The organism is Methylosinus sp. KRF6, from assembly GCF_018887255.1.
Lineage (GTDB): Bacteria > Pseudomonadota > Alphaproteobacteria > Rhizobiales > Beijerinckiaceae > Methylosinus > Methylosinus sporium.
This window is the reverse complement of the sequence record NZ_JAHLJF010000001.1, coordinates 473,912-500,495: the sequence shown is the minus strand read 5'-3', so window position 1 is coordinate 500,495 and position 26,584 is coordinate 473,912. Positions and strand designations below refer to the sequence as shown.

Annotated in this window: 22 protein-coding genes and 1 pseudogene; 11 read left to right on the top strand and 12 right to left on the bottom strand. The window is 64.0% G+C overall.

The window, feature by feature from the left end:
* Positions 1-1,153: 1,153 nt before the first annotated feature.
* Positions 1,154-2,782: an integrase arm-type DNA-binding domain-containing protein gene (locus tag KP010_RS02375; RefSeq protein WP_216280368.1), complete on the top strand. Its 1,629-nt coding sequence runs from the start codon at positions 1,154-1,156 to the stop codon at positions 2,780-2,782.
* Here KP010_RS02375 and KP010_RS02370 read toward each other — a convergent pair.
* From KP010_RS02370 to KP010_RS02360, 3 genes are all read right to left on the bottom strand, one after another.
* On the bottom strand, positions 2,779-5,022 hold the full coding sequence (locus KP010_RS02370) for a DUF927 domain-containing protein (RefSeq protein ID WP_216280367.1): 2,244 nt from the start codon (positions 5,020-5,022) through the stop codon (positions 2,779-2,781). The two genes, KP010_RS02375 and KP010_RS02370, sit on opposite strands and share 4 nt — an antisense overlap.
* 96 nt (positions 5,023-5,118) lie before the next feature.
* Positions 5,119-5,349, bottom strand: coding sequence for a hypothetical protein (locus tag KP010_RS02365; protein WP_216280366.1), 231 nt, complete (start codon positions 5,347-5,349; stop codon positions 5,119-5,121).
* A 192-nt stretch (positions 5,350-5,541) separates the two neighbouring features.
* A complete protein-coding gene (locus KP010_RS02360; protein WP_142864621.1) occupies positions 5,542-5,793 on the bottom strand; it encodes an AlpA family transcriptional regulator in 252 nt (83 codons plus the stop codon).
* Between the two features lie 920 nt (positions 5,794-6,713).
* On the opposite strand from KP010_RS02360, the gene KP010_RS02355 reads away from it, so the two are divergent.
* The 3 genes from KP010_RS02355 (at position 6,714) to KP010_RS02345 (ending at position 8,022) form a co-directional block, all read left to right on the top strand.
* Entirely contained in the window at positions 6,714-6,977 is a 264-nt protein-coding gene (locus tag KP010_RS02355) for a hypothetical protein (protein ID WP_142864622.1), read from the top strand.
* A 184-nt stretch (positions 6,978-7,161) separates the two neighbouring features.
* Complete coding sequence (locus tag KP010_RS02350; protein WP_142864623.1) at positions 7,162-7,488, top strand: polyhydroxyalkanoic acid system family protein; 327 nt, start codon at positions 7,162-7,164, stop codon at positions 7,486-7,488.
* 165 nt (positions 7,489-7,653) lie between these two features.
* On the top strand, positions 7,654-8,022 hold the full coding sequence (locus KP010_RS02345; RefSeq protein ID WP_142864624.1) for a hypothetical protein: 369 nt from the start codon (positions 7,654-7,656) through the stop codon (positions 8,020-8,022).
* Here the strand turns inward: KP010_RS02345 and KP010_RS02340 are convergent.
* On the bottom strand, positions 8,016-8,489 hold the full coding sequence (locus tag KP010_RS02340; RefSeq protein ID WP_108917653.1) for a response regulator: 474 nt from the start codon (positions 8,487-8,489) through the stop codon (positions 8,016-8,018). The genes KP010_RS02345 and KP010_RS02340 overlap by 7 nt on opposite strands.
* A 119-nt stretch (positions 8,490-8,608) precedes the next feature.
* Between KP010_RS02340 and KP010_RS02335 the strand changes: the two genes are divergently transcribed.
* Positions 8,609-9,724, top strand: a complete 1,116-nt coding sequence (locus tag KP010_RS02335) for a PAS domain S-box protein (RefSeq protein ID WP_142864625.1) — start codon at positions 8,609-8,611, stop codon at positions 9,722-9,724.
* A 93-nt stretch (positions 9,725-9,817) separates the two neighbouring features.
* A complete protein-coding gene (locus tag KP010_RS02330; RefSeq protein WP_142864626.1) occupies positions 9,818-10,522 on the top strand; it encodes a glutathione binding-like protein in 705 nt (234 codons plus the stop codon).
* Between the two features lie 6 nt (positions 10,523-10,528).
* Here the strand turns inward: KP010_RS02330 and KP010_RS23020 are convergent, their stop codons facing one another.
* The 5 genes from KP010_RS23020 to KP010_RS02310 form a co-directional block, all read right to left on the bottom strand.
* The gene (locus KP010_RS23020; protein ID WP_255461818.1) at positions 10,529-10,663 is read right to left on the bottom strand and encodes a hypothetical protein; all 135 of its coding nucleotides are present in this window, start codon (positions 10,661-10,663) and stop codon (positions 10,529-10,531) included.
* A gap of 255 nt (positions 10,664-10,918) precedes the next feature.
* Positions 10,919-11,950: a biotin-dependent carboxyltransferase family protein gene (locus KP010_RS02325; protein ID WP_142864627.1), complete on the bottom strand. Its 1,032-nt coding sequence runs from the start codon at positions 11,948-11,950 to the stop codon at positions 10,919-10,921.
* The gene (locus tag KP010_RS02320) at positions 11,947-12,675 is read right to left on the bottom strand and encodes an allophanate hydrolase subunit 1 (RefSeq protein ID WP_216280365.1); all 729 of its coding nucleotides are present in this window, start codon (positions 12,673-12,675) and stop codon (positions 11,947-11,949) included. Before KP010_RS02320 ends, KP010_RS02325 begins: the two co-directional genes overlap by 4 nt.
* Positions 12,676-12,679: 4 nt before the next feature.
* The gene (locus tag KP010_RS02315; protein WP_142864633.1) at positions 12,680-13,447 is read right to left on the bottom strand and encodes a LamB/YcsF family protein; all 768 of its coding nucleotides are present in this window, start codon (positions 13,445-13,447) and stop codon (positions 12,680-12,682) included.
* Between the two features lie 107 nt (positions 13,448-13,554).
* On the bottom strand, positions 13,555-16,254 hold the full coding sequence (locus KP010_RS02310; protein ID WP_142864629.1) for a HAMP domain-containing sensor histidine kinase: 2,700 nt from the start codon (positions 16,252-16,254) through the stop codon (positions 13,555-13,557).
* 352 nt (positions 16,255-16,606) lie between these two features.
* Here KP010_RS02310 and KP010_RS02305 point away from each other — a divergent pair, with 352 nt between their 5' ends.
* Positions 16,607-16,966: a phasin gene (locus KP010_RS02305; protein ID WP_108917646.1), complete on the top strand. Its 360-nt coding sequence runs from the start codon at positions 16,607-16,609 to the stop codon at positions 16,964-16,966.
* A gap of 149 nt (positions 16,967-17,115) precedes the next feature.
* Positions 17,116-17,706: a phasin family protein gene (locus tag KP010_RS02300; RefSeq protein ID WP_142864630.1), complete on the top strand. Its 591-nt coding sequence runs from the start codon at positions 17,116-17,118 to the stop codon at positions 17,704-17,706.
* Between the two features lie 134 nt (positions 17,707-17,840).
* Here KP010_RS02300 and KP010_RS02295 read toward each other — a convergent pair whose 3' ends face one another.
* From KP010_RS02295 to KP010_RS02285, 3 genes are read right to left on the bottom strand one after another with little or no spacing between them, the layout of a single operon-like run.
* The gene (locus KP010_RS02295; RefSeq protein ID WP_142864631.1) at positions 17,841-18,683 is read right to left on the bottom strand and encodes a shikimate dehydrogenase; all 843 of its coding nucleotides are present in this window, start codon (positions 18,681-18,683) and stop codon (positions 17,841-17,843) included.
* Between the two features lie 35 nt (positions 18,684-18,718).
* Positions 18,719-19,705 (bottom strand): biotin synthase BioB, encoded by a 987-nt coding sequence (gene bioB, locus KP010_RS02290; RefSeq protein ID WP_216280364.1) that lies wholly within the window; start codon positions 19,703-19,705, stop codon positions 18,719-18,721.
* A 28-nt stretch (positions 19,706-19,733) separates the two neighbouring features.
* Positions 19,734-20,267, bottom strand: a complete 534-nt coding sequence (locus KP010_RS02285; protein ID WP_142863988.1) for a hypothetical protein — start codon at positions 20,265-20,267, stop codon at positions 19,734-19,736.
* A gap of 389 nt (positions 20,268-20,656) precedes the next feature.
* Between KP010_RS02285 and ppc the strand changes: the two genes are divergently transcribed.
* From ppc to KP010_RS22580, 3 genes and pseudogenes are all read left to right on the top strand, one after another.
* Positions 20,657-23,416 (top strand): phosphoenolpyruvate carboxylase, encoded by a 2,760-nt coding sequence (gene ppc / locus KP010_RS02280; RefSeq protein ID WP_216280363.1) that lies wholly within the window; start codon positions 20,657-20,659, stop codon positions 23,414-23,416.
* 88 nt (positions 23,417-23,504) lie between these two features.
* Positions 23,505-25,493, top strand: a pseudogene (locus tag KP010_RS22585) (beta strand repeat-containing protein); the annotation flags it as partial.
* Positions 25,478-26,584 carry an autotransporter outer membrane beta-barrel domain-containing protein gene (locus KP010_RS22580; RefSeq protein ID WP_142863991.1) on the top strand — a complete coding sequence of 369 codons (1,107 nt, stop codon included), beginning with the start codon at positions 25,478-25,480 and terminating at the stop codon, positions 26,582-26,584. The pseudogene KP010_RS22585 and the gene KP010_RS22580, both read left to right, overlap by 16 nt.

The window sequence follows — 26,584 nt, the reverse complement described above, 5'->3', positions numbered from 1 at the left end:
TCCACCTGCCTTCCGGCTCGCAGGCCAGAAACGACAAGAGAACGCCCCCGATTACGATCCGGTCATGGTCGCGCCTCTCGATCGTCAAGGATCCGTCGTCCCGGCGCTCGATCAGAATTCCATGAGCTCGCAAAGCCTGCTGAAATCGGACGATCCGGCGCATGAGCCCCGCCGGCGTTCTCGGCAGCGAGCCGATATCTGCAGAATCGACGAGAGCGAGTTCGTCCGAGAGCTGCGAAGGAGTTCCGCGCCAGGAGGATGATGAGGCGCGATCGAGCACGCGCTCCAGCACCTCCACGAGCCCAGCAAAATGCGTGGCGGCCGACGCGCCAGATCGAGGCGCTGCGGCTTCTGAACGACGGCTATCCACGAAAGCTTCTCCAAAAAGTAATCGAGTGCAACCATAGCAAAGCTCGCTGAGCCGACAACGCCCTTCACCGTTGCGGATATCGCCCCTCCCCGTCTCGAATTTGCATTCTGCGCGCGGAGAAGTCGTGTAGCCTTGTCCAGACTTATTTATAATCATATGCTTACAATACATATTAGCGGCTCGTGACCGTGAGGGAATCAGCAAACCGCGATTTTTCCTCGATCGTAACTATCTGAGTTTGAATGACTTGGACAGGTTGGACAACCTGGTTCCGAGTTTTGGACAACACGAATTTTCACATAATTAGTTGATCTAAATTGGTTATGGACGAAGTCCGAAGACCTGGACAGCTTGCGCCCCTATGTTCCTATATGTTTACGGAGCTAAGATGCACTCCCCATATCGCCGGAGCTTTCGCTTTTTTCCGGTAAGCACATGGTAAGCAGGAAGCGACGAAATCGACCGTAGACCGTGCGACTGGAGTGAAGACTAACCAGTTGATTTTATATGAAGTATGTTAGTCCAGCGTAGGCCATGTAAGCAGGCGGCAACGTAGCTTTATCGACTGTTAATCGCTGGGTCGCAGGTTCGAGTCCTGCTCGGGGAGCCAGCCACCTGTTCGCCGGTGTCCGCAGGCGTCCAAAACAACCCAGAAAATCAGCAATTTAAGCGCCATGTTGGACGATCGGTGTCCGATTTTGTCCGCCCGTGTTCGCCCGTGTCCGGACTTTTTGTTGGTAACTGTGCTGGTATTCTCCTCCGGCTAGCCGGAGATACCAACACATGGCGCTTACAGCTAAACAGGTTCAGCACGCCAAGCCCGATCCTGCCAAAAAAATCACGAAGTTATCGGACGCCGGCGGCCTTCAGCTCTGGGTCAGCCCAGACGGCGCGAAGCGCTGGCGTTTCTCATATCGATTCGCCGGAAAGCAGAAGACACTCGCCCTGGGCGTCTACCCTGACATGACCCTCGCAGAGGCCAGAGAGGCCCATGCCGAGGCGAAAAAGACGTTAACGAGCGGAAAGGACCCTTGCCTCTCCAAGAAGCTCGACAAACTCGCCAAGGTCACGGCTAACGCCAATACCTTCGACGCTATCGCCCGGGAGTTCATCGACAAAAAGCGGGCGGAAGGAAACAGCGCCGCCACGTTGGAGCGGGACGAGCGATTCTACCGATATACCAGCAAGGCCTTTGGTCCTCGGCCAATCTCCGATCTGGAAAATGAAACCCTCGAACTTCTGGAGTTTTTACGGGTCCGGGCAAGAGCGCAGAATCATGAGACCGTCGCGAAGCTCCGAACCTTCATCGGGGGCGTGTTCCGCTACGCGATTCAAACAGGCCGAGCGAAGCATGATCCTACAGTCGGGATGCGTGGAGCGCTCCCCAGGGTCAAGGCCAAGCCGATGGCGGCCATCACCGACTCCAAGAGGCTAGGCGATCTGCTGCGGGCCGTCGACGGCTACAAGGGCGGCGTAACCACGGCACCAGCCATCAACCTCCTAATCCTGACGTGCTCTCGGCCCGGCATGGTCTTCGGAGCGAGGTGGGCGGAAATCGATCTCAAAGAGCGGAAGTGGAGCCTGCCAGCCTCTCGGATGAAGGCGCGACGCGAGCACGCCATCCCGCTATCTCCACAACCCGATGGCGGTCGAACTCGCGAAGGTCCTCTGTGGCTTCATTCTTTTACCGTAGGCGCGCCCCTCTCCTTCCTCGATCACCATTTGCGGGCAGGCGACAGCATTCTCGGCGCCTTCGTGCGACCCACAGTGGAGGCGCTCAAAGAACGTGGAGCGCTCTTCAATCTCGGACAAGTGACCCGCGTGGAGCAGATCGCCGGCGTGATGGCGGAGATCGAGGCGATCACCGACAACGACATCGCCGAAGTCAAAGTGTCCAAAGCCAAGTTCGGAGCCGTCGAAGACGTCACAGAGCCTGTCGCACATTTTTTCTCTCTGCTCACCGCCGAGCGCGTCATGGGCATATTCGACGCTGCGCCGAAGCGCGCGCCGGACTTGCGCAAGCTCGCAGGCAAGTCGGAAAAGCAGATCGCAAAAGCGAGAAAGGATAACGCCGCTTTCGAACGCGCCGCCGCACTGCAACTCGTGTTGGAAGGCGCCTGCGGCGACCCCCTCCTCATCGCGGCTGGGAAGCAACGCGTCGCAGCTCCTGGCGTGGCCGAGCAGCTCGCTCTGCTGGAGAGCCCGTCCCCCGAGCAGACGAGCTTCTTTCCCGCCATCAACATCGACGATCGCCGTCGCGTGGAAGCCGATAGAGTCGTCGACGCCGCCCGCTTGCTTACGAAAAAGCATCGCTTCCTGCATTGGGAAATCGGCTTTCCCAATGTGTGGTCGAACCTCCTGTCGCTGCAGCCAGAAGGCGGCTTCGACGCCGTGATCGGTAATCCCCCCTAGCCGAAGCCTCCGGCGGCAAGCATCATCGATGTCGTCTTGCCGTGAGAAGAGGTTCCGGTCAAAGCGATGATCGGCGTCGAGCCCAGATTGATGAACTGAACTAGAGCGCCAGCGACCCCCGCGAGACAGCCGATGAAGTGGTGAGCGCCACCATGATGAAGAGCAATACCCCAAGCGGCGAGTTGGCCGTCCAGATTCCCGGCTGTCTGGTCCGTGAAGGCGTTTTCCAGGTAGACTCCTTCACCGTCTTCGACGCCGATCATCACGCCCGCCGGAGTGACGAACTTCTTACGACCTGGACGCCAACCCGGCTTGCGGACGATGATCGAGCGTTCCTTCACTGAAACCAATCGAGCGAACAGGGCGTTGAAGCCCTTGCCGAGCGGATGGATGTCGAGTCCCATATTGGCAAGGCGCGGGCGAAGATCGCTGTTGCTCTTGTGAATGTCGGACAAAGCGATACGCGCCACATGCTCCCGACCGTCGAAGTCGTCGAACTTTATGCGCAGACTCCATCCTTCGCCGGACTCGTCGCGAGCCATGTCGAGAACATCGAACGCTCGACAAACGGGATAAGTCTTCACGTCCTTTCCGTTCTTTTGGATTTCGTCGTATTCGATCCAGTCATACTCGTTCACCGCGAACGGCTTCTTCCCGAGAAGCTTCTTCAGCTTCGCGCGATTCGGCTTGCCGCCTGCGGAGGTGCCGCTTTCAGATTCCTCCGTCACGAAATTTTCGAGTGCTGGCAAGTCGCTATCGACCGTCGCCTCGATGACCTCTTCACAGACCATTGTCAGAAAGTCGCGCGTCTCGAAATGACGGCAGTGGGCGTGCTGACAGGTGATCAGAAACGCACCGTTCTTGTAATGTGATCCGGGATTGATCGCGACACAGCCCGCATCATTGACGTTCGGGTAATCGGAGTGCTGAGTTTCGTTCGGACACCGGATCGATACCTTACCTTCCCGAACCTCGCCGCGCGTCTCCCAATCGATCGCGTTGAGCCATCCGATTCCGTCGAAGTCGTCAGCGTGGCGGCGCATGAACTTGGTTGTATCTGGGATTCCGTCGAGCTGCTTATCACTACGACGCGCCTGACGTTCCGCCAGTGCCTTCTTTCGCTTTTCCTGATTCTTGAAGCCTGCGGCCTCGCGCATCTCATCCGTGCAAGCAGGAAGGACCAACAGCGACGACCCACCAACTACGGCCCGATAGCGGTCATAGGACTTACAGCGCGCGCCATAGAACGCGCGCCCCACCTGTCCGCTTGTGCTATCGAACCAGAAGCCCAACTCTCCGGCGAGGTGATCCACGATCGCCTTGAAGTCGTTCATTGCCGCGAATGCTTCGTCAGGTTCGTCCGGAATGACGTATTCAGTCGCAAGCGGAAGGATGATCCGACACTTGTGGATCGGAGAGTGAGCAAGCTCGACCTGAAGCGGGTCCTTCGTCGGCTTGTCGTCGAAAGCGCCGATCGTGTCGACCTTCACAATCGAAGCGCTCTCGACAATCATCGGATGAAGCTTCAGTTCATTGGCGAGATAGCGCTTCACATCGGCAAGCGACGGGTTATATGGGACGCCATTCGGCGACTTCACATATTCGCGAAGCGCCTTCAGATCGATCTTCGTGCGGGCCTTACCGTTCGAATGGCTCGTGTAATAGACGAAGTTCAATCCGGACTTCAAAAGCGGCGGGAAGATTTCCTCTTCGGGCTGTCCAGCGTCCAGATCGAGCACGACAGCGTTGAGGCGCTTTACGCTCGCCTTCTTACGCGCAATCGTGGTCTTACCAGCCGCCGGCGCAACCTCGCCGAACATGATCATATGACCGTTCTTGTTCGGCGACACGTATGGATCATCGAAATAATTGATCAGCTCACGCCATGTGACGCGTTGCGGAACCCAGCCGATATGTCCCTTGTGCGGATGCTTCCATTCGGAATCCGCGCCCCACATCGCTTGAGGTGCGCGCATGACGACTGTCTCGCGGTTGAGGAAGTCATCCGACCAATCGTCGGCGAGTTCGATCGCGTGAAACCCTGGCACCGCGATCGGGTAGCCAAAGAACGTATCTGATGCGACCGGAGCGCCTTCAGTTTCGAAGCTGTCCGCTTCGTCATCCGTCAAATTGTCGAAAAAGCTCACGGCATCGTTGAACGCTGACAGCATGTCTGAAGTAGGATGATCCTGATTTTCGCTGGCATTCAGCACATTTTCGTTGAACTCAGGCACTGACATAGGTTATAATTTTCCTGTCGGTAGAAGCCCTCTCGAGGCGTAGGTTGAAGTTTCTCGGCGAGCGAAAGATTGATGCTCTTTCGCGCGCTTTTTTTGTCAGTCGCGGTCGTCGGACAATGAACCGGGCAACCGCGTCGACAATTCCTCCATCGAAGAATGGATATCGCGAAGAATGTCTTCGATGGCCTCGCTGCTTGCGTTGATGGCCTCGGCCATCAAGAGCGCGCCCAACAGGTCCGGGTGATTCTTCGCATAGCCGACACCAAGGTGACGGTCGATTGTCTTGACACTGGACGCGAAGACATTTTCAAAATGTGGTAATGCCATCTTCTATTGCTCCTTATGCGCGCCGATCGCGTCGGCAATGATCGTCGCCGCAATCAACTTAGCGCTGGCCTCGACGATCGCCGGCAAGACAGCATGTAACTTGCTCGCGTTACGCTGGAGGCCTACAGCGTCGAAATAGTCAGAGACTTCGAGACGCTACTTATCGAGGGGATTCATATATTACCTTTCGGATTAGGCAGCGCTCTGGCGCTTCTTTGCATTGATCCAATTCGCCACGTCGTCGACGGCGAACAATCGCTTCCCGCCGATCACGAGGTTCGGCGGCGCTTCACCGGATTCGATCATCTGGTAAAACTTGGTCCGACCGATCCCGAGAACACGGATGGTTTCCTGGACGCTCAACAGTCGCGGCAGTCCTGCGATCACCGGATCGAGGATAACCGAGCTATCGAGCAAGTTCTGGGTAGGCTGATTAGATGACATGAACGATCTCTCTGTGAGCCGTCACAGCACGCAGCAAAGCGCACGAGTGGCGGCGTTTCGATTACAGTTTCTGTTTCTGTATGGCTGTTTGCTTCGCCGCTGAAAGCGGACCCGCCGCGCTGTTTGCTCAATCCCATGAGTGGGAGAGCATTACGCTGATACCCTTCGTCCGCGCTGCGGATCGAAGGACCTTATGTGCAGTCTCGGCGAATGCCGGAATGATGTCAAGAAAACTAACCGCACGGCTCAGAATGAATTCGCGGTCCGGAATCCTGTAGGGAGAGGGACGAAGGCCACGGCTGAGGCCGACACCATAAAATAGGGGATCGAGAGAGAGGGCTCTGAAAACTCGTCCCGATGCCCAGTAATCGACGCCGGCAGGACTCCCACCAGTCAATTGTGGCGTCAAAGCTGGTAAATCTGCTGGTATTAATAATTTTTGTGGACATTTTTATCGCATAAAAACATGTAAATAGCTAAATAATGTGAGTCCTGCTCGGGGAGCCAGCCGCCTTTTTCCGCCAGCGTCCGGCAAAGGCCGCACTTCCCTTCAGACCCGCGATATTCGCCAGCGCGTCGCTACGGCCGAGACCCGAGCCCGCGCGCTTCTGTCCACGATCCCGTGTAGCGCCGGCTCACCTCATTCATCAAATCGAAAACCATCATCCGCAAAAGATGATGCTGGCCAGGAAAAGCGCTCCGCTCTCGCTCCGACGATCGTCGCGCTCTAGCAACAGCCCTGCCATTAGTTGTTTTCCGATACGTAATAGCTACACATTGATAATATATATGTTATAAAACTGATTACAGTTATTAATATATCTAAATACGTGAAATATCTAATCCACCATGGATTGACATAATCGCTATTAATACTATCATATAGTTGTTTTATATCTTAATAGACTCGGAGAATCACAATGCTGAAGGGAATCGTGTTGGCTTTTGCTATCGGCCTCGTTTGCTCCTCCGCGCTCGGAGTTCCCGCTTTCGCTCAAAGCAACGGAAACGGAAACGTCGGCAGCAACAATGGCAATTATAATCGCGGAAGCGGAAACGGAAGCGGAAACGTCGGCAGCAACAACGGCAACTCGAATGCCGGAAGCTTTAACGGCAGCAATAATTACGGCAGCAACAACGGCAGCAATAATTACGGTAACAACAACGGCAGCAATAATCGCTGAACAATCGGACGAAGGGCGGTCGAAGCCGCCCTTCGCTCCTCGCAGATCGGCCCTTCGAACCCCTCGGGCAAACCGCAGACCCTGCGTGAATTTCGGTGGATTTGCTTGAAATTATTCCGATAGGGGAGCGGCCCCTGTGAAATCCGTCTCTCGGCGCCTAGATTGGCGGCACGGGAGCCTCGCTATGCAAAAATCCATCGTCGTCACCGTGAGCCATGATCTCGGCGTCGAAACCGCGCGGGCGCGCGTCGCGGCCGGGCTCGATCAGCTGCGGCGGGACTATGTGGACAAGCTCGCCCATTCCGAAGTCGCCTGGACCGAAAACGCCGCCGATCTGAAAATCGGCGCCTTCGGCCACAATATGCAGGCGCGCATCGACGTGCTCGCCGATTCGCTGCGTATAGAGGTTTGGATGCCGTGGATTCTGGCCGTGCTGACCGGCCGCATCCAATCCGCGCTGGCCGATCGCGCCGGCCAGGCGCTGCGGATCGATCATCGGCCGAAGGGCTGAGCTCGGCGACCATCCACAAAATGAAAAAATCTTGCACAAAAATTGAAAAAAATCTTGCGGCGCGCCGGCGAGCGAGAGGCGCGCTTAACCACATCCGCGCGCGGCGCGGACGATCGGCGGCGCCATGGTCTAGACTACGCTTCGATTCATGATCGGAGCCGCTCCATGTCGAAAGTCCTGCTCGTCGCATCGATCGTCGCCGGCGTCGCGCTCGCGACCGCCGCCGAGGCCGAGCCTTTCGGCGCCCCGCGCGCCCGGGAGAGCGCAGCCCCGCAACAGTCCCGGGCCGCCGAGGAACAGCGCCGCCATGATCTCTGGGAGGCGCGCGAGCGTCTCGCCGAGCAGCGTGAGCGCCAGCGCAGCCGTCACCGGAATGCGGGCGATTATCCGGGGGGCGGTTACCCGGGACAAGCGCCCTACGCCTATGGCGCCCCGTATGGCGGCTATGGCTATGGCGACGACGTCGCCCCGCCGCCGCGCCCGGCGCCGCCGCAGTCGCCGCGCGGGCTGCACAATGGCCTCTGGTATTACTGAAGCGTCGGCGTCGCGTTCTCGCCGCCGGAGCGGCGCTCCAGCGCCGAGGTCACGATCTCCAGCGCGATCGCCAGCAGCGCCTCAGCATCATTGGGCTTGACGAAGACCTTGTCGGCGCCGGCGCGCATCGCCTCCTCATGGATCGACGGCGCGGTCGAGGTCGTCAGCACATAGACCGGCAAGTCCTTCAGCAGCAGCGAGCGGCGCAGCGACTTGAGAAACTTCACCCCGTCGAGCCGCGGCATGTTGAGGTCCAGCACCAGCACGTCCGGAAGCTTGTCCGTGATCTCCTCGCGCGAGACGAGAAAGATCGCATCGAGGCCATTGTCCACCTGCTCGCATTCTATGTCGCGCTCCAGCATGGAACGCACGGATTCGAGCGCCCGCTTGAACAAGAAGACGTCGTCCTGATCATCCTCGATGATTAAAACGCGGCAGGCCCGGTTCTTCGTCTCGACAGCCGACATCACAATCCCCATCTTCTCGATTGCGCTCGTTTCTCCGACGCTGTTTCCTCTAAGATAGGATGCGGCCGCCCCGCGCGCAGCCGACGAGCGCCGCGAATGCGCACGAAAGGGGTGCGAGGATGAGTTTCGACAGCATAGGCGACGACCACTTTCGCCTGGCGGTGGAATCGGCGCCCGCCGCCATGATCGTCAGCAGCGCCGACGGCCTCATCCAATTCGTCAACGCGGAGACCGAGCGAATGTTCGGTTATCGTAGCGACGAACTGGTCGGCAAGTCCATCGATATTCTCGTCCCCGCGCATATGCGGGCGACACACGCCAGCTTGCGGCGGAGCTTCTTCGCCCATCCGAGCAAGCGACCGATGGGAGTGGGCCGCGATCTCAAGGCGACGCGCCGCGACGGCAGCGAGTTTCCTGTCGAGATCGGGCTGACGCCGATCGAGAGCGAGAGCGGCCCCATCGTGCTGGCGACCGTGCTCGACATCACGGCGCGACGAGAGGCCGAGAATGCGCTGTCGCAACGCGCGGCGGAGCTCGAGCGCGCCAATGAGCGGCTCGCGCAATTCGCCTATGTCGCCTCGCATGATCTGCAGGAGCCGCTGCGCAAGATCGCCGCCTTCTCCGATATTCTCGAACATGCGATCTCCAGCGCCAATGCGACCGACATGAGCTACGCCAATAGCGTCATGCGCTCCTCCGCTCTGCGCGCGCGCGAGCTCGTCGACGATCTTCTCACCTATTCGCGCGCGATCAATGACGCGCAGAATGTGCAGGAGCTCGATCTGCGCGAGGAGATAGAGCTCGCCGTGAACGATCTCTCCGAGACGATCGCGGAAACCAACGCGCGCCTGCGCATCGAGGCGCCGCATGTCCCCATTCGCGCCGACCGCTCGCAATTCGCGCGGCTGACGCATAACATCGTCTCCAATGCGCTCAAATATCGCAAGCCCGATTGCGCGCCGGACGTCGTCATCCGGGCGACGCAGAGCGAGCGCGAGATCGTCGTTTCCTTCGCCGATAATGGCATAGGCTTCGAGAGCAAATACGAGCATCTCGTCTTCGAGCCGTTCAAGCGCCTGCATCCCAAAGGCAAATATCCCGGCACCGGCATCGGCCTCGCGATCTGCAAATCGATCGCCGATCGCCATGGCTGGCGGCTGTCGGTGACGTCGCAGCCCGGGCTCGGATCGATATTCTATGTCGCGATTCCGTTGGGAAGAGCGAGTAACGAGTAGCGAGTAGCGAGTAGCGAGTAGAAAATAGCGGCGGAGCGATCGACTGCGCAATTATTCGCTACTCGCTCCCCTCACGCGACACGGAGCCGCGACATGATCGACCTCCACTACTGGCCGACGCCCAATGGCCATAAGATCACGATCTTTCTCGAAGAGGCGGGGCTCGCCTATAAAATCGTTCCGGTGGACATTTCCAAAGGCGAGCAATTTGCTCCCGCCTTTCTCGCCATCTCGCCGAACAATCGAATGCCGGCGATCGTCGATCATGCGCCGGCCGATGGCGGCGCGGCCGTGTCGCTGTTCGAATCCGGCGCCGTGCTCGTCTATCTCGCCGAGAAGACGGGCCGCTTTCTGCCGAGCGATCTGCGCGGCCGCGCGCGCGTTCTGGAATGGCTGTTCTGGCAGGTCGGCGGGCTCGGCCCCATGGCCGGGCAGAACCATCATTTCCGCAATTACGCGCCGGAGAAGATTCCTTACGCGATCGATCGCTATGTGAACGAGACCAATCGCCTCTATGGCGTGCTGGACAAGCGCCTCGCGGGACGGGACTACATCGCCGACGATTATTCCATCGCCGATATGGCCGCCTATCCTTGGATCGTCCCCTATGAGCGGCAGGGACAAAATCTCGACGATTTTCCCAATGTGAAACGCTGGTTCGAGACGATGCGCGCGCGGCCGGCGGTCGAGCGCGCCTATGCGAAGGGCGAGGCCGTTTCGCGCCCGCGCGACGGCTTCACCGAGGAGGAGCGCAAAATCCTCTTCGGCCAGACGGCGGCGAGCCTGCGCGGCGGCTGAGCGCGTTCACTCGCCCTGTTTCTGGCGGCGCTTCTTGTTGCGCCAGGAGGCGAAGAAGATGACGGCGAGAAAGACATTGATGGCGAGGACCCATTTGTCGCTCCACGACAAATAGCCCCAGATCGTCTGCAGATAGGACAATTGGCTCTCCCTTTGCGCGCGCTCGCGGCCCGCTTTTTTATCGTTCTCGCCGCCGCGGCGGCGCAGGTCTGGAATTTACGCGCAACGGCGCGCGCGATAAAGGCCCGGCGCTCCGACCGAACGAATGAGGCGCGCGTCGGAAGCGGCGCTTCTATCTCGGCCTCGAGGGCCCTCGCGACATCCTGCCCCGGCCAGGACGGCCGCAGCGCTCGATGATGTGCGAATCCGGTCGCGCTATCGCGGGCGGGGCGAACCCTACTCTTTCTCCAACGGCAGATTTGCGTCGGCGACGCCGCCGATCAAATTGGCGGACAGCAGCAATTCCGTCGAAATCTCCCCGCCCATGGGACGGAGCCGCACGCCCGCGTCGACCGCCTCGCTCTGCGCGCGCCGCGCCGCGACGGCCTCCTCGATCGACACAGCGGCAAAGGAAAAGGCCTCGCCCGGCCGCCGCTGCGCGAAGCGGCCGATATCGGCGCCGATGACATTGGCGATCTTCGGATAGCCGCCGGTCGGCTGGCGATCCGCCATCAGCACGAGCGGCGCGCCATCGCCCGGAACCTGTATCGCGCCGAGCGCCACCCCATCCGAGACGATGTCATGGCCTTTGGCGTGAGCGAGGCGCGCGCCCTCCAGCCGATAGGCCATGCGATCGCTCCTCTGCCCGACCCGCCAGCGCGTCGACAGAAATTCGCCGATCGCCTCTGGCGTGAAATAATCCGCCTGCGGCCCGAGCACGGCGCGGATCGGCTCCTCCGAGGCGGCGAGCCAAGGCGCCTCGAGCGCCAGCAACGCCCGCGGCGGCGCGGCGAGATCGGCGAGCGGCAGACTATCGCCGGCGCGCAGTCCCCGCCCCTCGAGCCCGCCCATGGAAGAGCGCGTATGCGTGGCGAGCGAGCCCAGCGTCGGCGGCAGATCGATGCGGCCCGCGATTGCGACATAGCACCAGGCCCCGCTCCGCCCCGCGCGAATGGAGAGCCGGACGCCCGGCTCCAGCGCGAGAGCGCAAGCGGAGGGAAGCGGCGCGCCGTCCAGGCGAATGTCGAATTCGCCGCCGGCGATGGCGAGGCCGATCGTCTCGCCTTCCGCCGTCAGCTCCAATCCGCCGAGCGAGACCTCGATCGCCGCAGCGCCCATAGCGGCGCCCGCCGCGAGATTGGCGGCGGCGAAGGCGCGGGCGTCCATCGGCCCGGCCGGCGTCACGCCGAAGCGCAGGCTGCCGCGTCGCCCGGCGTCCTGCACAGTGACGCCCGGCCCCGCCGCGCGCGCAATCAGCCGCGCGCTCATGCCATCGTCTCACGTCGCGCGATCATCTCGCCGCGCGCGCTTTTCTGCTCGAGCGCGCGAAATGTCGCTTCGTCGATCGGCTCGAAGCGCAGCGCGTCGCCGACCTCGACGAAAAAGGACGGATCGCGCTCCGGCGCGAACATCCGCTCTGGCGTGCGGCCGAGGACATACCAGCCGGTCGGCATGGGATCGGCGCCGATGAGCGAGAGGCCGCCGCCGATGAGCACGGCGCCGCGCGGCGTCGGCCCGCGTGGAGAGGCGCGGCGCGGAACGGCCAGCGCCGAAGGCAGGCCGCCGAGATAGCACCAGCCCGGCGCGAATCCATACATGTAGGCGCGATAGTCGGCGCCCGAATGAAGCGCCGCGACTTGGCTGGGCGAAAGCGAAAGCGCCTCGCCCGCCGCCGCGATATCCTCGCCATGCGGCGGCGCGTAGCAGCAGGGAATGATCCAGCGGACGCTCGCAGCGGCGCGCGCCGGCGCCGCTCTCTCCAGCGCCTCGACATGAGCGACGAGCGCGGCGCGCGTGAGCGCCAGCGGATCGTAGTGAATCATCAGCGAGCGATAGGTCGGAACCGTCTCGACGATTCCAGCGAGCGGCGCGGCGCGCAGAGCCGCGTCCAGCGCCAGCGCCTCGGCGTTGATCGCAGGATCGACGCTGTCGCCGAACTCGACCACCAGCGCCGCCTCGCCGGCGTCGAGACAGCGCGGCGCGGCGTAGCGCATCGGCTCACGCCTGCGATGCCGCGAAGGGCAGCAACTGATAGCCCGCGCGCTCTAGCGCCGCGCGCAGGCGCCGCGTCATTTCGACGGCGTGGGCGGTGTCGCCATGCACGCAGATGGAGTCGATCGGCGTCGGCAGCCGCTTGCCGCTCTCGGTCACGATCGCCTGCTCGCTCAGCATGTTGACCGCGCGCGCCGCGGCCCAATCGGGGTCCTCGATCACCGCGCCCTTCTGGCTGCGCGACTTCAGCCGTCCATCGTCGAGATAGGCGCGATCGGCGAAGACTTCATGGGCGATCGCAACGCCCGCATGTTCGGCCGCCGCCACCTGCTCGCTGCGCGCGATGGCGAGCAGAGTGAGGCCGGCGTCGACGGCGCGCATCGCCCGCGCCACGGCGAGCGCGATCTCCGGCTCGACCTCCGCGACATTGGCGAGCGCGCCATGGCATTTCACATAAGTGAGGCGATGGCCGCTATAGAGCGCGAGCGCCTGCGCCGCGCCGATCTGATAGGCGACGAGACGCTCCACCTCGGCGGCGGAATAGGGAATGCGGCGCCGGCCGAAGCCGGCGAGATCGGGAAAGGACACATGCGCGCCAATGGCGACGCCGCGCGCCTTCGCCAGAGTGAAGCAACGCGCCATTATGTCGGGATCGCCGGCGTGATAGCCGCAGGCGACATTGGCGGAGGTGACGAGATCGAGCATGGCCTCGTCGTCGCCCATGCGCCAGGCTCCGAATCCTTCTCCGAGATCGGCGTTGAGATCGATTGTCACTGTCACCGGGCTCCCGCGCGCCACGACCTCGGCGATATCTGCTCCGATCGGAGATGCGCTTCGAAATGCTCCTCATCAATTCAGGACGGCGGCGCTCGCGGCCGCTTCTACTCCGCTGCGAGGACCTGCGGCGGCGGAAAGGCGACCTCGATCAAAGTGCCCTGATTCTTGCGGCTCTTGATCGAGAAGGAGGCGCGATTGGCCTCGATCAGCGCTTTCGTCACCGGCAGGCCGAGGCCGGTGCCGCCGCGCGACGCGCCCACCTGTCGGAACGGCTCGAGCGCCGTCTCTATCTCATTCTCCGACATGCCGATCCCTGTATCCTTCACGCGGATCACCACATAGCCGGCGTCGGTCAAGGCGCTCGACACGATCACCTGCCCGCCCGCCTCGTTGAACTTCACCGCATTGGACAGAAGGTTGAGCAATATCTGCCGCAGCGACCTGCCGTCGGCAAGGATGCGCGGCAAACGCGGCCACAGCGACAGGCGGATCACCACGCGGCTGCGGTTCGCCTGCGGCTGCATGATCGACACACATTCGGAGATCACGGCGTTGGCGTCGATGCGCTCGACGTCGAGCTCGAACTTGCCCGCCTCTATCTTCGAAAGGTCGAGCAGATCATTGACGAGGCTCAGCACATGCTCGCCGGAGGTGTGGATGTCCTTGAGATATTCCTTGTAGCGCTCATTGCCGAGGGCGCCGAAGCGCTCCTCCATCATCACCTCCGCGAAGCCGATGATGGCGTTGAGCGGCGTGCGGATCTCATGGCTGACCTTGGCCAGAAAATCGGTCTTGGCGGCGCTGGCGCGCTCGGCCTCGCGGCGGGCGGCCTCGAGCTCGTCGTCCGAGCCGCGGCGACGAACGACATGAAGAATGACGCACCGCCTCTGCTCGGGTGGCGGGCCGAGCGGCGCGAGGGTCAGCTGTACCGGGAGCAATTGGCCGATGCGCATATGCGCCTGGAGCGGGAGCTGAAGCCCCTCCTCTTGCGGCGGGGGCCGGCGGAGGAAATCGGCGACCGCGCCCTGATCGGCGTCGCAGAACAATGAGGCGAGGCCGGAGCCGAGCAGCACGCGCGCCTCGCCGCCGACGAGCCGGCCGAAAGCGGCGTTGACGCTGCGCAGACGTCCATCGGCGTCCACCACCACCACGGCGTCGCTCACCGCGTCCAGCGTGGCGCGCAACTCCTCCGCCTCCAGGCGACGCGCCTCCAGCTCCTTGCGCAAGGCGCCGGCTCGCGCCGACACGGGCGCGGCCGAAGCCGGGCGCGCGCTGCGCAAGGTGACGAGCGTGGCGGCGAGGCCGTCCCATTCGATCGGCTCCAGCCGCGCGTCGGCCTCCAGCGGCTCGCCATCGCTATCGATCACTTCGAGGACGCCGCCCGCGCTTCCGTCGGGCGCGGTCGGCGGGCGGCGGCCGGCGAAGAGCCGAGTGGCGCCGCCATCGCCGGCGAGCGCCGCAGCGTCGCCATAGCCGAGATAATCGAGCAGCGTGCGATTGGCGTAGAGGACCTCCGCCCCGCGCGCGACCATCACGCCTATGGGCAGGCGGTCGAGCAGCGCCTCGGCGCGCGAAAGATCGCGCGGAAGGACGTTATTCTCATTCGACGGCGACGGCTCGCAGACGGATTCGGGCTCGTGGACCGGCTCGGGCTCCGCCGGAGCCGCGGCGGCTTGTCCGGTCGTCGCCTGCTCGATCGTCTCGAACAAGTCGCGCACCGAGCCTTTGGCGGGTTTTTGCGCGGCGGCGAGCGCGCGGGCGATCTCGTCGAAGGCTGTGCGCTCGCTCGCCGACAGCGCCTCGCCGATGGAGGCGGTCGCCTCCTCGAGCCGCGGCGACGGGCGCAGCGCGACGACCTTGGCGCCGCCGGCGATTTGCGCCGGCTCGGCCTCGGCCTGGACCACCGCCAGGGTCGGCGGCTCGAGCGCGGCCGGCGGCGATTCTTTCTCCGGCTCCCGATCCGGCTCTTTGCGCAGCCTGTCGACATGCAGCACGCCATAGCCCTGATAGCCGCCGAAACAGCGCCCGTCGTCGAAGACGGGCAGAGCGCCCAATGTCACCGGCACGCGCGCCGAATGATCGTCGAGCGGCCAGTCGAGCTCGACCCCGCTCCAGGAGCGATGCGAGGCGAAGGCCTCGGCGAGACGGCCGTCCGGGGCGAGCCGCAGCCCGCTGGCCAGATCGAGAAACCGGCGACCGGCGATGGCGCCATTCTCCCGTCCGACGATTTCGGCGAGGGCGGAAGTGACGTCGAGAATCCGGCCATCGGCGTCGGAACGCCAGAGAAAGCGCTCCGGCCGCGCCACACGCGCCGGTTGCGGAGCCTCGGGCTCCGGCGCGGCGGCCGGCTCCGGCGCGGAAGAGGCGGCAGCTTCCGCGGCGACGCCGGGAGCCGCGCTCTCTTGCCCCGCGGCGCGCATTCCGAGCATTGCGACGAGGAAAAGAGGCGATCCATCGTCGCCGGCGAGGACACGGCACAACACGGTCGCCGTCTGCGCGATCGGACCGAAAGAAAAGCGCAGCCGCTCGAGCCGCGGAGCCGCCGCATGGCTCTGCGCTCCGGCGAGCTCGCGGAGCCGGCGCGCGCCGGGCTCCTCGCCGCCGAACAGACGTTCGCTCAGCGCGGCGATATCCCCGCCGAATATCGCTATGGCGGATTCATTGGCGTAGACGACCGAAAGCGGCGCGCCGGCGGCCGCGATGATCGGCGCCCCGGACGCTTCGAGCGCGGCGAAGGCCGGATCGGCGCTGATCCGCGCGGCGACCGCCTCGCTCTCGATCCCCAGCCTGTCGTGCTCGCTCATATCGACAGCGCCTCTTCGGACGCGACAAGCGCCGGAACGGCGCGGAACAAAGCGGCGCGGAACGCGCGTCGCGGCCGATCGAAGGTGAAGGATCGGTTAAAAGAAACTTAAAGGTTCGGCGCGGCTTGGTCTATGCGGCGTCGGACATTTTAACAAGCTTCGACGATTCATCATGAACGGATGCGCCGCCTCGAGGCCATAAATATGTTGCAATGCAGCATGAGTTGAGCCATATTCGAATCGGCGGTACCGTTCCTGTCGCGATGCGCGAGAACGGCCGCAGGCGGTCGGCCGGCGCCCCTTCTTCGGCCGACGGGCGGCCTCGGGCCGACCCGACCAGAAGGAAGCATTCGTGAACGATCCGATCTATCAGATACCGAACGAGGTCCGCGACTTCGCCGAGAAGAGCGTCGAGCAGGCGCGCAAGGCGTTCGAGGGATTCGCCGGAGCCGCGCATAAGGCGATCGGCTCCGTCGAGACGACGACCGCCACCTTCCAGGTCGGGGCCAAGGATGTGAGCGCCAAGGCGCTCGGCTACGCCGAAGCCAATGTGAACGCCGCTTTCGACCTCGCCCAGAAACTGCTCCGCGCCAAGGACCCGCAGGAGGTTCTCCAGCTGCAGGCGGAATATGTGAAGAGCCAGGTCGAGACCATTCAGAGTCAGGCCAAGGAGCTCGGCGCCGCGTTGCAAAAGGCGACGACCGGCAAGTGAGCCGGCGCAGTGAGATTGCGACGGCGCCGCGCCGCTGACGCGCGGCGCCTCGACGAATGACGATATGGCGTGCGTTGGCGGGTGAGTAAGGCGACCGAGCCGAAGACGATTCGGGCGCGCGCGACACCAAAAACCAGGAGCCCGAAGCGATGGCCACCCATACGAGAGGTTCTTCCAAACGCCCGGCGCCGCCGAAGGAGCCGCCGATCACTCTGAAAGACGCGCTGGACGACGACGAGCCCGAGGCGGCGCCGCCCGCCTCCTCCGTCCCGGCCGCTGAGATCGAGGCCGTCGCCGCGGCGCTGGAGGCCGTGGAGATAGAGACCGTCACTGCCGCGTTGGAGCCTGTCGAATTGGGCGTGACGACGGCCGAGCCCGTCATCGAAACATCCGAGCCGGCGCTGGAGATCGTCTCCGAGCCCATCGCCGAAGCGCCGATCGCCCTCGTCGCAGTGATCGCCACGACGATCGAGACCCCTGCGCCGACACCCGAAGCGATCGCGCTCGATCCGAGTCTCTGGCCGCTGAAGACGATCGACCTCGTCAATGAGAACGCCGCCGCCGTTTTCGATCTGGCGCTCGCGCTCGGCCAGGCCCGAACGGTCGGCGACGCGCTGGAGGCGCAGTCGCGCTTCGCCAGCGAGCGCTATTCGACTTTCATGAAGCGCGCCAATGAATTCGTCGAGCTGTCGAGCCGCTGGTCGCCCTTTCGCTTCGCCGTCTCCGCTTTTGTTGCATGAGGCGACAGCGCTCGGCCGAATGCGAAGCCGGGGTCGAAGGGTTTCGAAAAGCGAGCCTCAAGGCTCGTTCTCACGTCAATTTGTTTTGACGCGTTTCCGACGCCGAACCGGCGTCCACTTCGGCTGGAAACGCTCTAAAGCGTGGCCTCGATCAGCGCGCGCAGTTCCGGCGTCGCCTCGGGCATGACGCCGAACCAGTCGCGGAAGGCCGGCCGCGCCTGATGGATCAGCATTCCGAGCCCATCCACGGCGACATTGCCGCGCGCTCGGGCCGCGGCCAGCAGCGGCGTCTCCAAAGGCGCATAGACGATATCGGAGACGAGCGCCGCCGCGGGCAGGCGATCCAAAGTCAGATCGAGCGGCGGCTCGCCGACCATGCCCTGATTCGTCGTATTGACCAGGAGTCCGGCGCCGGTGAGGCCCTCGGCGCGCTCCTCCCAGCGGAACGCCGAAACCGGCGCGCCGAAATCTGCGGCGATCTTCTGCGCCCGCTCGAGCGTGCGGTTGAACAGCCGCACCTCCGCGGCGCCGGCGTCGATGAGCCCGGCGATGACGGCCCGCGCCGCCCCGCCCGCGCCGATGACGACCGCCGGCCCGGCGTCCGCCCGCCACATGGGCGCCGCCGCGCGCAGCGATGCGGTGAAGCCGAAACCATCGTAATTGCGGCCGACGAGCGTTCCGTCCTCTTCCACCACGACGCAGTTCACCGCGCCGATTCGCTCGGTGCCGGCGTCCAGAGAGTCGACGACGGAAAGCGCTGCTTCCTTATGGGGGATGGTGAGATTGCAGCCCGAAAAATTCAACGACGGCAGCGCGCGCAGCGCCGCCTCGAGACGTCCCGGCTCTATGGCGAGCGGGACATACGCGCCGGCGAGGCCGTAGCGCGCGAGCCAGTAATTGTGGATTTTGGGCGAGCGCGAATGCGAGATCGGCCAGCCCATCACGCCGGCGAGGAGAAAGCGGTCCTGCCCATGCATCTGCTTCTCCCCGCTCGTTCTTCCGCCAGCGGCGCCTATTGCTTCGCCGCGCAGCCCCCCTGCCCTCGCGCGGAGAGCGCCGAAAAGAGCGCGGCGTCGGCGTCGAGGCCGGGATTGCCGGCCGTGAGCAGCTTCTCGCCATAGAAAATAGAATTGGCCCCGGCGACGAGGCACAATATCTGCGCCTCGCGCGAGAGGCCGGAGCGGCCGGCCGACAGGCGCACGCGCGACTTCGGCATGAGGATGCGCGTCGTCGCGATCATGCGCACCAGCTCCAGCGAATCGACCGGCGGGCGGCCCTCGAGCGGCGTGCCCTCGATCGCGGCCAGCGCATTGATCGGCACACTCTCGGGATGCGGATCGAAGGAGGCCAGCACCTGCAGCATATGGGCGCGGTCGCGCACGCTCTCGCCCATGCCGATAATGCCGCCGCAACACATTTCTATGCCGGCCCGGCGCACGGCGGCGAGCGTCTGCAGCCGATCCTCGTAAGTGCGCGTGGTGACGATCTCGCCGTAGAACTCCGGCCCCGTGTCGAGATTGTGGTTATAGGCGGTGAGGCCCGCCTCCACGAGCCGCTCGGCTTGGCCGTCATCGAGCATTCCGAGTGTGACGCAGGCCTCCATACCGAGCGCGCGCACGCCGCGCACCATATCCAAAACGGATTCGAAACGCTCGCCCTCGGGCGCCTGGCGCCAGGCCGCGCCCATGCAGAAGCGATCCGCCCCGGCCTCCCGCGCGCGCTTGGCGGCGCTGAGGACCTCGTCCACCTGCATCAGCTCGACGCGGTCCAGCCTGACCTCGCGGTGATGCGCCGATTGCGAGCAATAGGAGCAATTCTCCGGGCAGCCGCCGGTCTTGATGCTGAGCAGCGCCGCCTTCTGCACGTCATTGGGATCGAAGAAGCGGCTGTGCAGCGCACTCGCCCGCGCGATCAGCTCGAGCAGGGGCGCGTCGTGGATGGCGACGATCTCCTCCAGCGTCCAATCGTGACGGAGAGTGAAATCGGCGGGAGCGTTCATCGAGCGGGCCTCTCTGCGGCTTTGCGTTTCAGCGCGATTTTTTGGCGATGCGGCGTTCGTTGCGCGTGAGCGGGCGCCCCGGTTCGTCCAGGCTCTCGCCGAGGGCCGCGGAGGGCCGCCTGCGCTGGAGCTGCGGATCGGCTCCGCGCAGAATGGCATAGACGACATAAGCGGCGACGGCCAGATCGAAACCGGTGAGGCCGAGCGTGAACCACGCCGGCGTGAACTCCGAGCCCGTGCCGAGATAATGGAACTGCAAATGCCAGAACGGATGCAGCGCGAAGCCCACGGCGAGCCACCAGGGCGAGCCGACGAGGCCGAGCAGAGCGAAAGAGCCGAAAATGGCGAAGCCGGTCATTTCTATGCCGAACCAGGCCTTGGGATTGTCCGAGGCGAAAGCGAGGCCGACATAGAGCGCGGCGGTGGCGATGAGCCCATAGGCCAGCGCGCGGCGCGAGCCCGCCTGCGGATAACGCTCCGACCAGCGCGCGAAAAAGGCGAAAGCCACGCCGATGAGCGCGCCGACGGCGGCGGGGATCAGAATCGAGGACGCGTCTTCCATGGTCGTGAGCTCACTGAGGGTACGGCCGCAGCGAGGTCTATAAGTCGGACAGGCGGAGGGGACAAGGGAGGGAGCGGGATGGCGGGGTCGGCGGGAGATGGCGGCGCTCTCGCCCATACGAGAGCGATCGGGTGAAGGTTTCCTCATCCTGAGGAGCCGCGAAGCGGCGTCTCGAAGGACGAGGAAACCTTCATGCGCGGCCATCTGGAACTCCCCCTCGTGCTTCGAGACGGCTCCTACGGAGCCTTCTCAGCATGAGGGGGAGGATTATTGGCCTCTTCACCCGATCGCCGTACCCCTCGCCTCGCATCGCCTCCGGTCCAAAATCTGCTATAGCTCGCAGGACCTACCGCGCCAACGGCGCCCCCGCTCGAGGATCGACGCCCCATATGCAAGTCGAAACAGACGCCGCCAATTTCAGCTCCTCCGCCCTGCTCGACGATCAGTCGCTGCTCGCCGATATTCGCCTCCTCGGCCGCTTGCTCGGCGACACTGTGCGGGAGCAGGAGGGCGTCGCCGCCTTCGAGCGTATCGAGACCATCCGCCGCCTCTCCGTGGCCGTGAGCCGCAATGGCGATATGGAGGCCGATCACAAGCTCGAGGCGCTGCTGCGCTCGCTCTCGGCGAGCGAGGCGGTCACCGTCATCCGCGCCTTCAGCTATTTCTCGCATCTCGCCAATATCGCCGAGGATCTGCATCCGCTGCAGGGCGACGAGGCCTCCGGCGCGCCGAGCCTCGCCAATACTTTCGCCCATTTGCGCAAGGCGTCCATCGGCCCGGGCAAAGTGGCGCAAGTGCTCTCCAATGGCTGGGTCTCGCCCGTCCTCACCGCGCATCCGACGGAGGTGCGGCGAAAAAGCCTGCTCGACGCCGAGCACGCGATCTCCGCCCTGCTGCAGGCGCGCCAGCACGCGCGCAGCAAAGCGGAACTCGCCCATAATGAGCTGCAATTGCGCGCCCGCGTCTCGCAGCTGTGGCAGACGGAGCTCTTGCGGCAGGCGCGGCTCACCGTGCGCGACGAGATCGCCAACACGCTGAGCTATTATCGCAGCACTTTCCTGCGCCAGATTCCGCTGCTCTACGCCGACATCGAAGAGCGTCTCGGCGGCTTGCGCATTCCGCCCTTTCTGCGTATGGGCACTTGGGTCGGCGGCGATCGCGACGGCAATCCCAATGTGCGCGCCGACTCGCTCGCCAATGCGCTGCGAATGCAGAGCGAGACGACGCTGCGCTTCTATCTCAGCGAGGTGCATGAGCTCGGCGCAGAGCTCTCCATCTCGCGCCGCTACGCCGGTTGCAGCCAGGCGTTGGAAGCGCTCGCCGCGCGTTCCGGCGACGATAATCCGCATCGCGACGACGAGCCCTATCGCCGCGCGCTGATCGGCGTCTACGCCCGCCTCGCCGCGACGCTCGAGGAGCTGACCGGCCAGGAGGCGCAACGCCATGCCGTCGCGCCGGCGAACCCCTACCCCAATGCGCGCGCCTTTCTCGCCGATCTCGAAATCGTCGACGATTCCCTGCGCTGCCATCACAGCGAGGTGATCGCGACGCAGCGGCTCGAGCCGCTGATCCGCGCGGCGGAAGTCTTCGGCTTTCATCTCGCCACGGTCGATTTGCGCCAGAGTTCCGACCGTCACGAGGAGACGATCGCCGCGCTGCTGCGCGAGGCGCGCGTCGCGCCGGATTACGCCGCTCTCTCGGAAGAGGAGAAGCGCGCCCTATTGCTGAAGCTGCTCGGCGATCCGCGGCCGGTGCGGCTGGTCGACGCCGCCTATTCGGAAGATGTGGCGAGCGAGCTGGCGATCTTCGAACGCGCGGCGGAGATGCGCAAGACCTATGGCCACGAGTCGATCCGCCATTACATCGTCAGCCATACGGAGACGGTGAGCGATCTCTTGGAAGTGCTGCTGCTGCAGAAGGAATGCGGCATGATGCGCGGCACGCTCGATCCGCGCGACGCCAATATCGTCGCGGCCGATCTCATCATCGTGCCTTTGTTCGAGACGATCGGCGATCTGCGCAACGCCGCCGTCATCATGCGCGAGTTCTACGCGCTGCCCGGAATCGTCAAGCTCGTCACCAATTCCGGCGCGCAGCAGGACATCATGCTGGGCTATTCCGACAGCAACAAGGACGGCGGCATTCTCGCGAGCATTTGGGAGCTCTATCGCGCCTCTACAGCGCTCGCGGATTTTTTCTCTAGCCTGCCGTCGATCGCCATGCGTCTCTTCCACGGCCGCGGCGGCACGGTGGGGCGCGGCGGCGGACCGAGCTATGACGCCATTCTCGCGCAGCCGCCGGGAACGGTGAACGGGCAAATCCGCCTCACCGAGCAGGGCGAGGTGATCGCGGCCAAATACGCCAATCCGCAGATCGGCCGCATCAATCTCGAGCTGCTGGTCGCTGCGACCCTCGAGGCGACGCTGCTCTCGCACAGCAAGGCGCCGCCGCCGGAATTCCTCGAGGTGGCGGAACAGCTGGCGCAATGGGGCATGGACGCCTATCGCGGCCTCGTCTACGAGACCCCCGATTTCGTCGATTATTTCTTCGCCTCGACGCCGATCTCCGAAATCGCCTCGCTCAACATCGGCTCGCGGCCGGCCTCGCGCAAGCCGTCGCGCAAGATCGAGGATCTGCGCGCCATTCCGTGGAGCTTCTCCTGGGGTCAGGCGCGTCTCGCTCTGCCCGGCTGGTATGGCTTCGGCTCGGCGATCGCGCGCTTCCGCGAGGGCGACGACGGCTCCAAGCTCGAGCTGCTGAAGCGCATGTATCGCGAATGGCCTTTCTTCCGCACGCTTCTGTCGAACATCGACATGATCCTGTCGAAGACCGATCTCTCGATCGCGCGTCACTATGCGGGCCTGGTGCAGGATCACGCGCTCGCCGACCGCATTTATGGGGAGATAGAGGCGGAGTGGAGCCGATCCAACGCCGCGCTCGCCGATCTCACCGGATCGAGCCAGCGGCTCGCCGACAATCCGGCGCTGGCGCGCTCGCTGCACCATCGCTTCCCCTACATCGCGCCGCTCAACTATCTGCAGGTGGAGCTCATTCGCCGCTTCCGCGGCGGCCAGACCGGCGACGACATTCGCCAGGGGATTCTCATGTCCATCAATGGCGTCGCGGCCGGCCTGCGCAACACGGGGTGAACAGAAAAGGGCGACATTGCGGCGCTGTCGTCAAAGCGTCATGCGCCGCCGCCATTAGGGGTTCCGATCCAGCTGGAACGGAACCGCAATGTCGCCTCTCCTCTCGCGCGTCAGCCCGCTCGCGCTCTTCGCCTCTCTCTCATTCTCATCCGCGGCCGTCGCAGCCGACATAAATGTCCCGGCCGATACAACCGTCTCCGGCCAAAAGACATTCGGCGGCGCCGACAAGATCACCGTGGGCGCCGGGGGCAAGCTCACCTCCTCCGCCAATCCGACGCTGAATCAGACGTCGACGTCGACCGGCGTCGCCATCGACAATTTCGGCACGATCGAATCGACCGGCACAGGAACGCGCGCGATCCGCTTCAACAGCGGAACCGCGATGAGCTTCACGCTGACCAATGAGGCGGGCGCGACGATCCAATCGCAGAACGATGCGCTGCAAATCGGAACCGCTGTCAAATCCGGGACCATCACCGTCAATAATTACGGGCTGATCCAGGCGACGGGCACGGGCTCGAACAATGGCCAGGCGATCGACTTCGGCAATGTCGTCGCCGGCACGGCGTCGATCACCATCAATAATTTCGCGACAGGCGTGCTGCAGACGGCCGACGCCGACGGCATACGCCCCGGCAACAACGCCACGGTGAATAATTACGGCCAGATCATCTCAAATAATTTCCAGACCAACACCGGCGCCGACGCGATCGACTTTCAAACCAGCACGGGCGGAACGGTCAATAATTACGCTGGCGGAATCATCTCTGGCGGGCGCCACGGAATCAACATCAGCTATGATTCCACGGCGAATACGACCAGCTCCTCCATCACCATCACCAATTATGCGGGCGCACAGATCATCGGCCGCAACGGCTCGGGCTTCGGCTCCGACGTCGGCGGGACGGTGATCAATTACGGCCTCATCTCGGGCGATATCGACAATATCGCCGGCGTCGCCAATGGCGATGGCGATGGCGTCGATATCGATTACATCGGCAATATCACCAATTACGGCACGATCCGCGGCACGGGCGCCAAGGGCGTCGGCTCCGACGGCAAGACCAACACCAGCCAGGGCGTCGCCATCGGCGGCGGCGTCATCGACAATAAGGCCGGCGCGACCATTATCGGTCAGGCGGACGGCATTCTCGTCGACAATAGCTCAGAAGGGCCCGCCTTCGGCGCGGTGACGATCACCAACGCCGGGACGATCGAGGGCACGACGCGCTATGGCATCGCCATCACCAGCACTCTCGACAATACGATCACCAATTCCGGGACCATCACCGGCGGCGGCGGACAGGCGATCGTCTTCGGCTCCGGCGACGACACGCTGAATATTCGCACCGGCTCCGTCATCAACGGCACGGTGGATGGCGGCGCCGGAAACGACCGCATCTCGCTCTCGGGAACGGGGACTTTCGCCGGGGCGCTCAATTTCGAGACGCTGAGCGTCGATGACGGCGTGTGGACGCTCACCGGAACGCAGAGCTATTCGAGCGGCGTCACTGTCGCCAGCGGCGCGGAGCTGGTCGCCGCCGGCGCGATCGGCAATCTCGTCACGGTCGCAGCCGGCGGGCGCCTGTCGGGCTCCGGCGCGCTGGGCGCGCTCGATCTGTCGGGCTTCGTCTCGCCGGGCTCGGGCGCCGGCGCGATCTCCACACTCTCCATCACCGGCGACGCAACTTTCCGCTCGGGCTCGGTCTATCAGATCGACGCCAACGCCGCCGGCGCGGCGGATAAGATCGTCGTCGGTGGAACGGCAACGCTCGGCGGCGTGGTGCAAGTGAGCGCCGCCTCCGGCAATTACGCCCCCGCCACGACCTATTCGATCGTGCAGGCGACGGGCGGCGTCAGCGGCTCTTTCGCTTCGGTCTCCACCGACCTCGCCTTTTTGACGCCCTCGCTCTCCTATAACGCCAACAACGCCTTTCTGACGCTCTCGCGCAATGGCGTGTACTTTCAGAGCGTCGCGGCCAATCGCAATCAGCGCGCCGTCGCCGCGGCGCTCGACACGACGCCGACGGCGAGTCCCCTGTTCCTCGCTGTCGTCGGCAAATCGGCGGCCGGCGCGCGCGCGGCCTTCGACGGACTCTCCGGCGAAGGCGTCACCGGCGCGCTGAATGTCGGCCTCGAATCGAACCGCCTGTTCGGCGGGACGCTCGCAGACGCCGGACAATTCTGGCGCTCGGGCGAGACGCGCGACGCCAATGGATTCTCCGTTTCCGCGACGACTCCCGCCCTCGGCTATGCGTCGCTGGAATCGAAAAAGGGTCCGATCGCCCTGCGTCCGACGCAGGAGCCGGCGCGGCTCTGGGCCTGTGGATCTCCGGCTTCGGCCAGAGCGCGCGCCTCGGCGGCGACGCGGCGCAAGGCTCGGCGACGCAGCGCACGAGCCTCGGCGGCGGCGCCATCGGCCTCGATGCGGCGGTGCTTCCCAATCTTCTGCTCGGCTTTGCGGGCGGCTATAGCGCCGGCGGAGCCTCGACCGATCTGCGCTCGACCCATGTGGACACGCATGGCTGGCACATCGGCGGCTATGGCGTTTTCACCTTCGATCCCAACTATATCTCCGCCTCGCTCGCCTTCTCCGATTTCGACAATTACTCCCGCCGCTCGGTCTTCGGCCTCGGGACGGGCGAGACGGCGAATGCGAATTTCGGGAGCCGCGTGCTGCGCGCGCGCGTCGAGATCGGACGCGACGTCGATCTGTTCGGGCTGAGGGCCACGCCTTTCGCGGCTGTCGAGACGGCGCATATTTGGACGGATGGATTCACCGAGACGACGGCGGCCTTCCCGGGCTTTGCGGGCCTCGGCGCGCTCACCTTCGCTGCGCGCGAGACGGACTCGCTGCCCCTCTATTTCGGCGCGCGCGTCAAGCGCAGCTTCGCGCTCGACAATGGCTGGCGGCTGACGCCCGATCTCTCGCTCGCCTATGTGCATGAATTCGAGCCGACGCGCGCGCTTCTCGCATCCTTCGCCTCGGCCCCCTCGGCGGCTTTCACCATCGCCGGCGCGCGTCCCGACGAGAATTACCTGCAGGTGAAAGGCGGATTGCGCCTCGATGTGAGCGCTTCGGTCGCGCTCTTCGCCTCCTTCGAGGGCGAATATGGCGGACGCACGCAATCCTATGCGGGACGAGGCGGCCTCAAACTGGTCTGGTGA

What these genes read in the sequence shown, in the direction of transcription:
- KP010_RS02375 (WP_216280368.1), top strand. Translation starts at nt 1,154, where the DNA reads ATGGCGCTTACAGCTAAACAGGTTCAGCACGCCAAGCCCGATCCTGCC.
- KP010_RS02370 (WP_216280367.1), bottom strand. Translation starts at nt 5,022, where the DNA reads ATGTCAGTGCCTGAGTTCAACGAAAATGTGCTGAATGCCAGCGAAAAT.
- KP010_RS02365 (WP_216280366.1), bottom strand. Translation starts at nt 5,349, where the DNA reads ATGGCATTACCACATTTTGAAAATGTCTTCGCGTCCAGTGTCAAGACA.
- KP010_RS02360 (WP_142864621.1), bottom strand. Translation starts at nt 5,793, where the DNA reads ATGTCATCTAATCAGCCTACCCAGAACTTGCTCGATAGCTCGGTTATC.
- KP010_RS02355 (WP_142864622.1), top strand. Translation starts at nt 6,714, where the DNA reads ATGCTGAAGGGAATCGTGTTGGCTTTTGCTATCGGCCTCGTTTGCTCC.
- KP010_RS02350 (WP_142864623.1), top strand. Translation starts at nt 7,162, where the DNA reads ATGCAAAAATCCATCGTCGTCACCGTGAGCCATGATCTCGGCGTCGAA.
- KP010_RS02345 (WP_142864624.1), top strand. Translation starts at nt 7,654, where the DNA reads ATGTCGAAAGTCCTGCTCGTCGCATCGATCGTCGCCGGCGTCGCGCTC.
- KP010_RS02340 (WP_108917653.1), bottom strand. Translation starts at nt 8,489, where the DNA reads ATGTCGGCTGTCGAGACGAAGAACCGGGCCTGCCGCGTTTTAATCATC.
- KP010_RS02335 (WP_142864625.1), top strand. Translation starts at nt 8,609, where the DNA reads ATGAGTTTCGACAGCATAGGCGACGACCACTTTCGCCTGGCGGTGGAA.
- KP010_RS02330 (WP_142864626.1), top strand. Translation starts at nt 9,818, where the DNA reads ATGATCGACCTCCACTACTGGCCGACGCCCAATGGCCATAAGATCACG.
- KP010_RS02325 (WP_142864627.1), bottom strand. Translation starts at nt 11,950, where the DNA reads ATGAGCGCGCGGCTGATTGCGCGCGCGGCGGGGCCGGGCGTCACTGTG.
- KP010_RS02320 (WP_216280365.1), bottom strand. Translation starts at nt 12,675, where the DNA reads ATGCGCTACGCCGCGCCGCGCTGTCTCGACGCCGGCGAGGCGGCGCTG.
- KP010_RS02310 (WP_142864629.1), bottom strand. Translation starts at nt 16,254, where the DNA reads ATGAGCGAGCACGACAGGCTGGGGATCGAGAGCGAGGCGGTCGCCGCG.
- KP010_RS02300 (WP_142864630.1), top strand. Translation starts at nt 17,116, where the DNA reads ATGGCCACCCATACGAGAGGTTCTTCCAAACGCCCGGCGCCGCCGAAG.
- KP010_RS02295 (WP_142864631.1), bottom strand. Translation starts at nt 18,683, where the DNA reads ATGCATGGGCAGGACCGCTTTCTCCTCGCCGGCGTGATGGGCTGGCCG.
- bioB (WP_216280364.1), bottom strand. Translation starts at nt 19,705, where the DNA reads ATGAACGCTCCCGCCGATTTCACTCTCCGTCACGATTGGACGCTGGAG.
- KP010_RS02285 (WP_142863988.1), bottom strand. Translation starts at nt 20,267, where the DNA reads ATGGAAGACGCGTCCTCGATTCTGATCCCCGCCGCCGTCGGCGCGCTC.
- ppc (WP_216280363.1), top strand. Translation starts at nt 20,657, where the DNA reads ATGCAAGTCGAAACAGACGCCGCCAATTTCAGCTCCTCCGCCCTGCTC.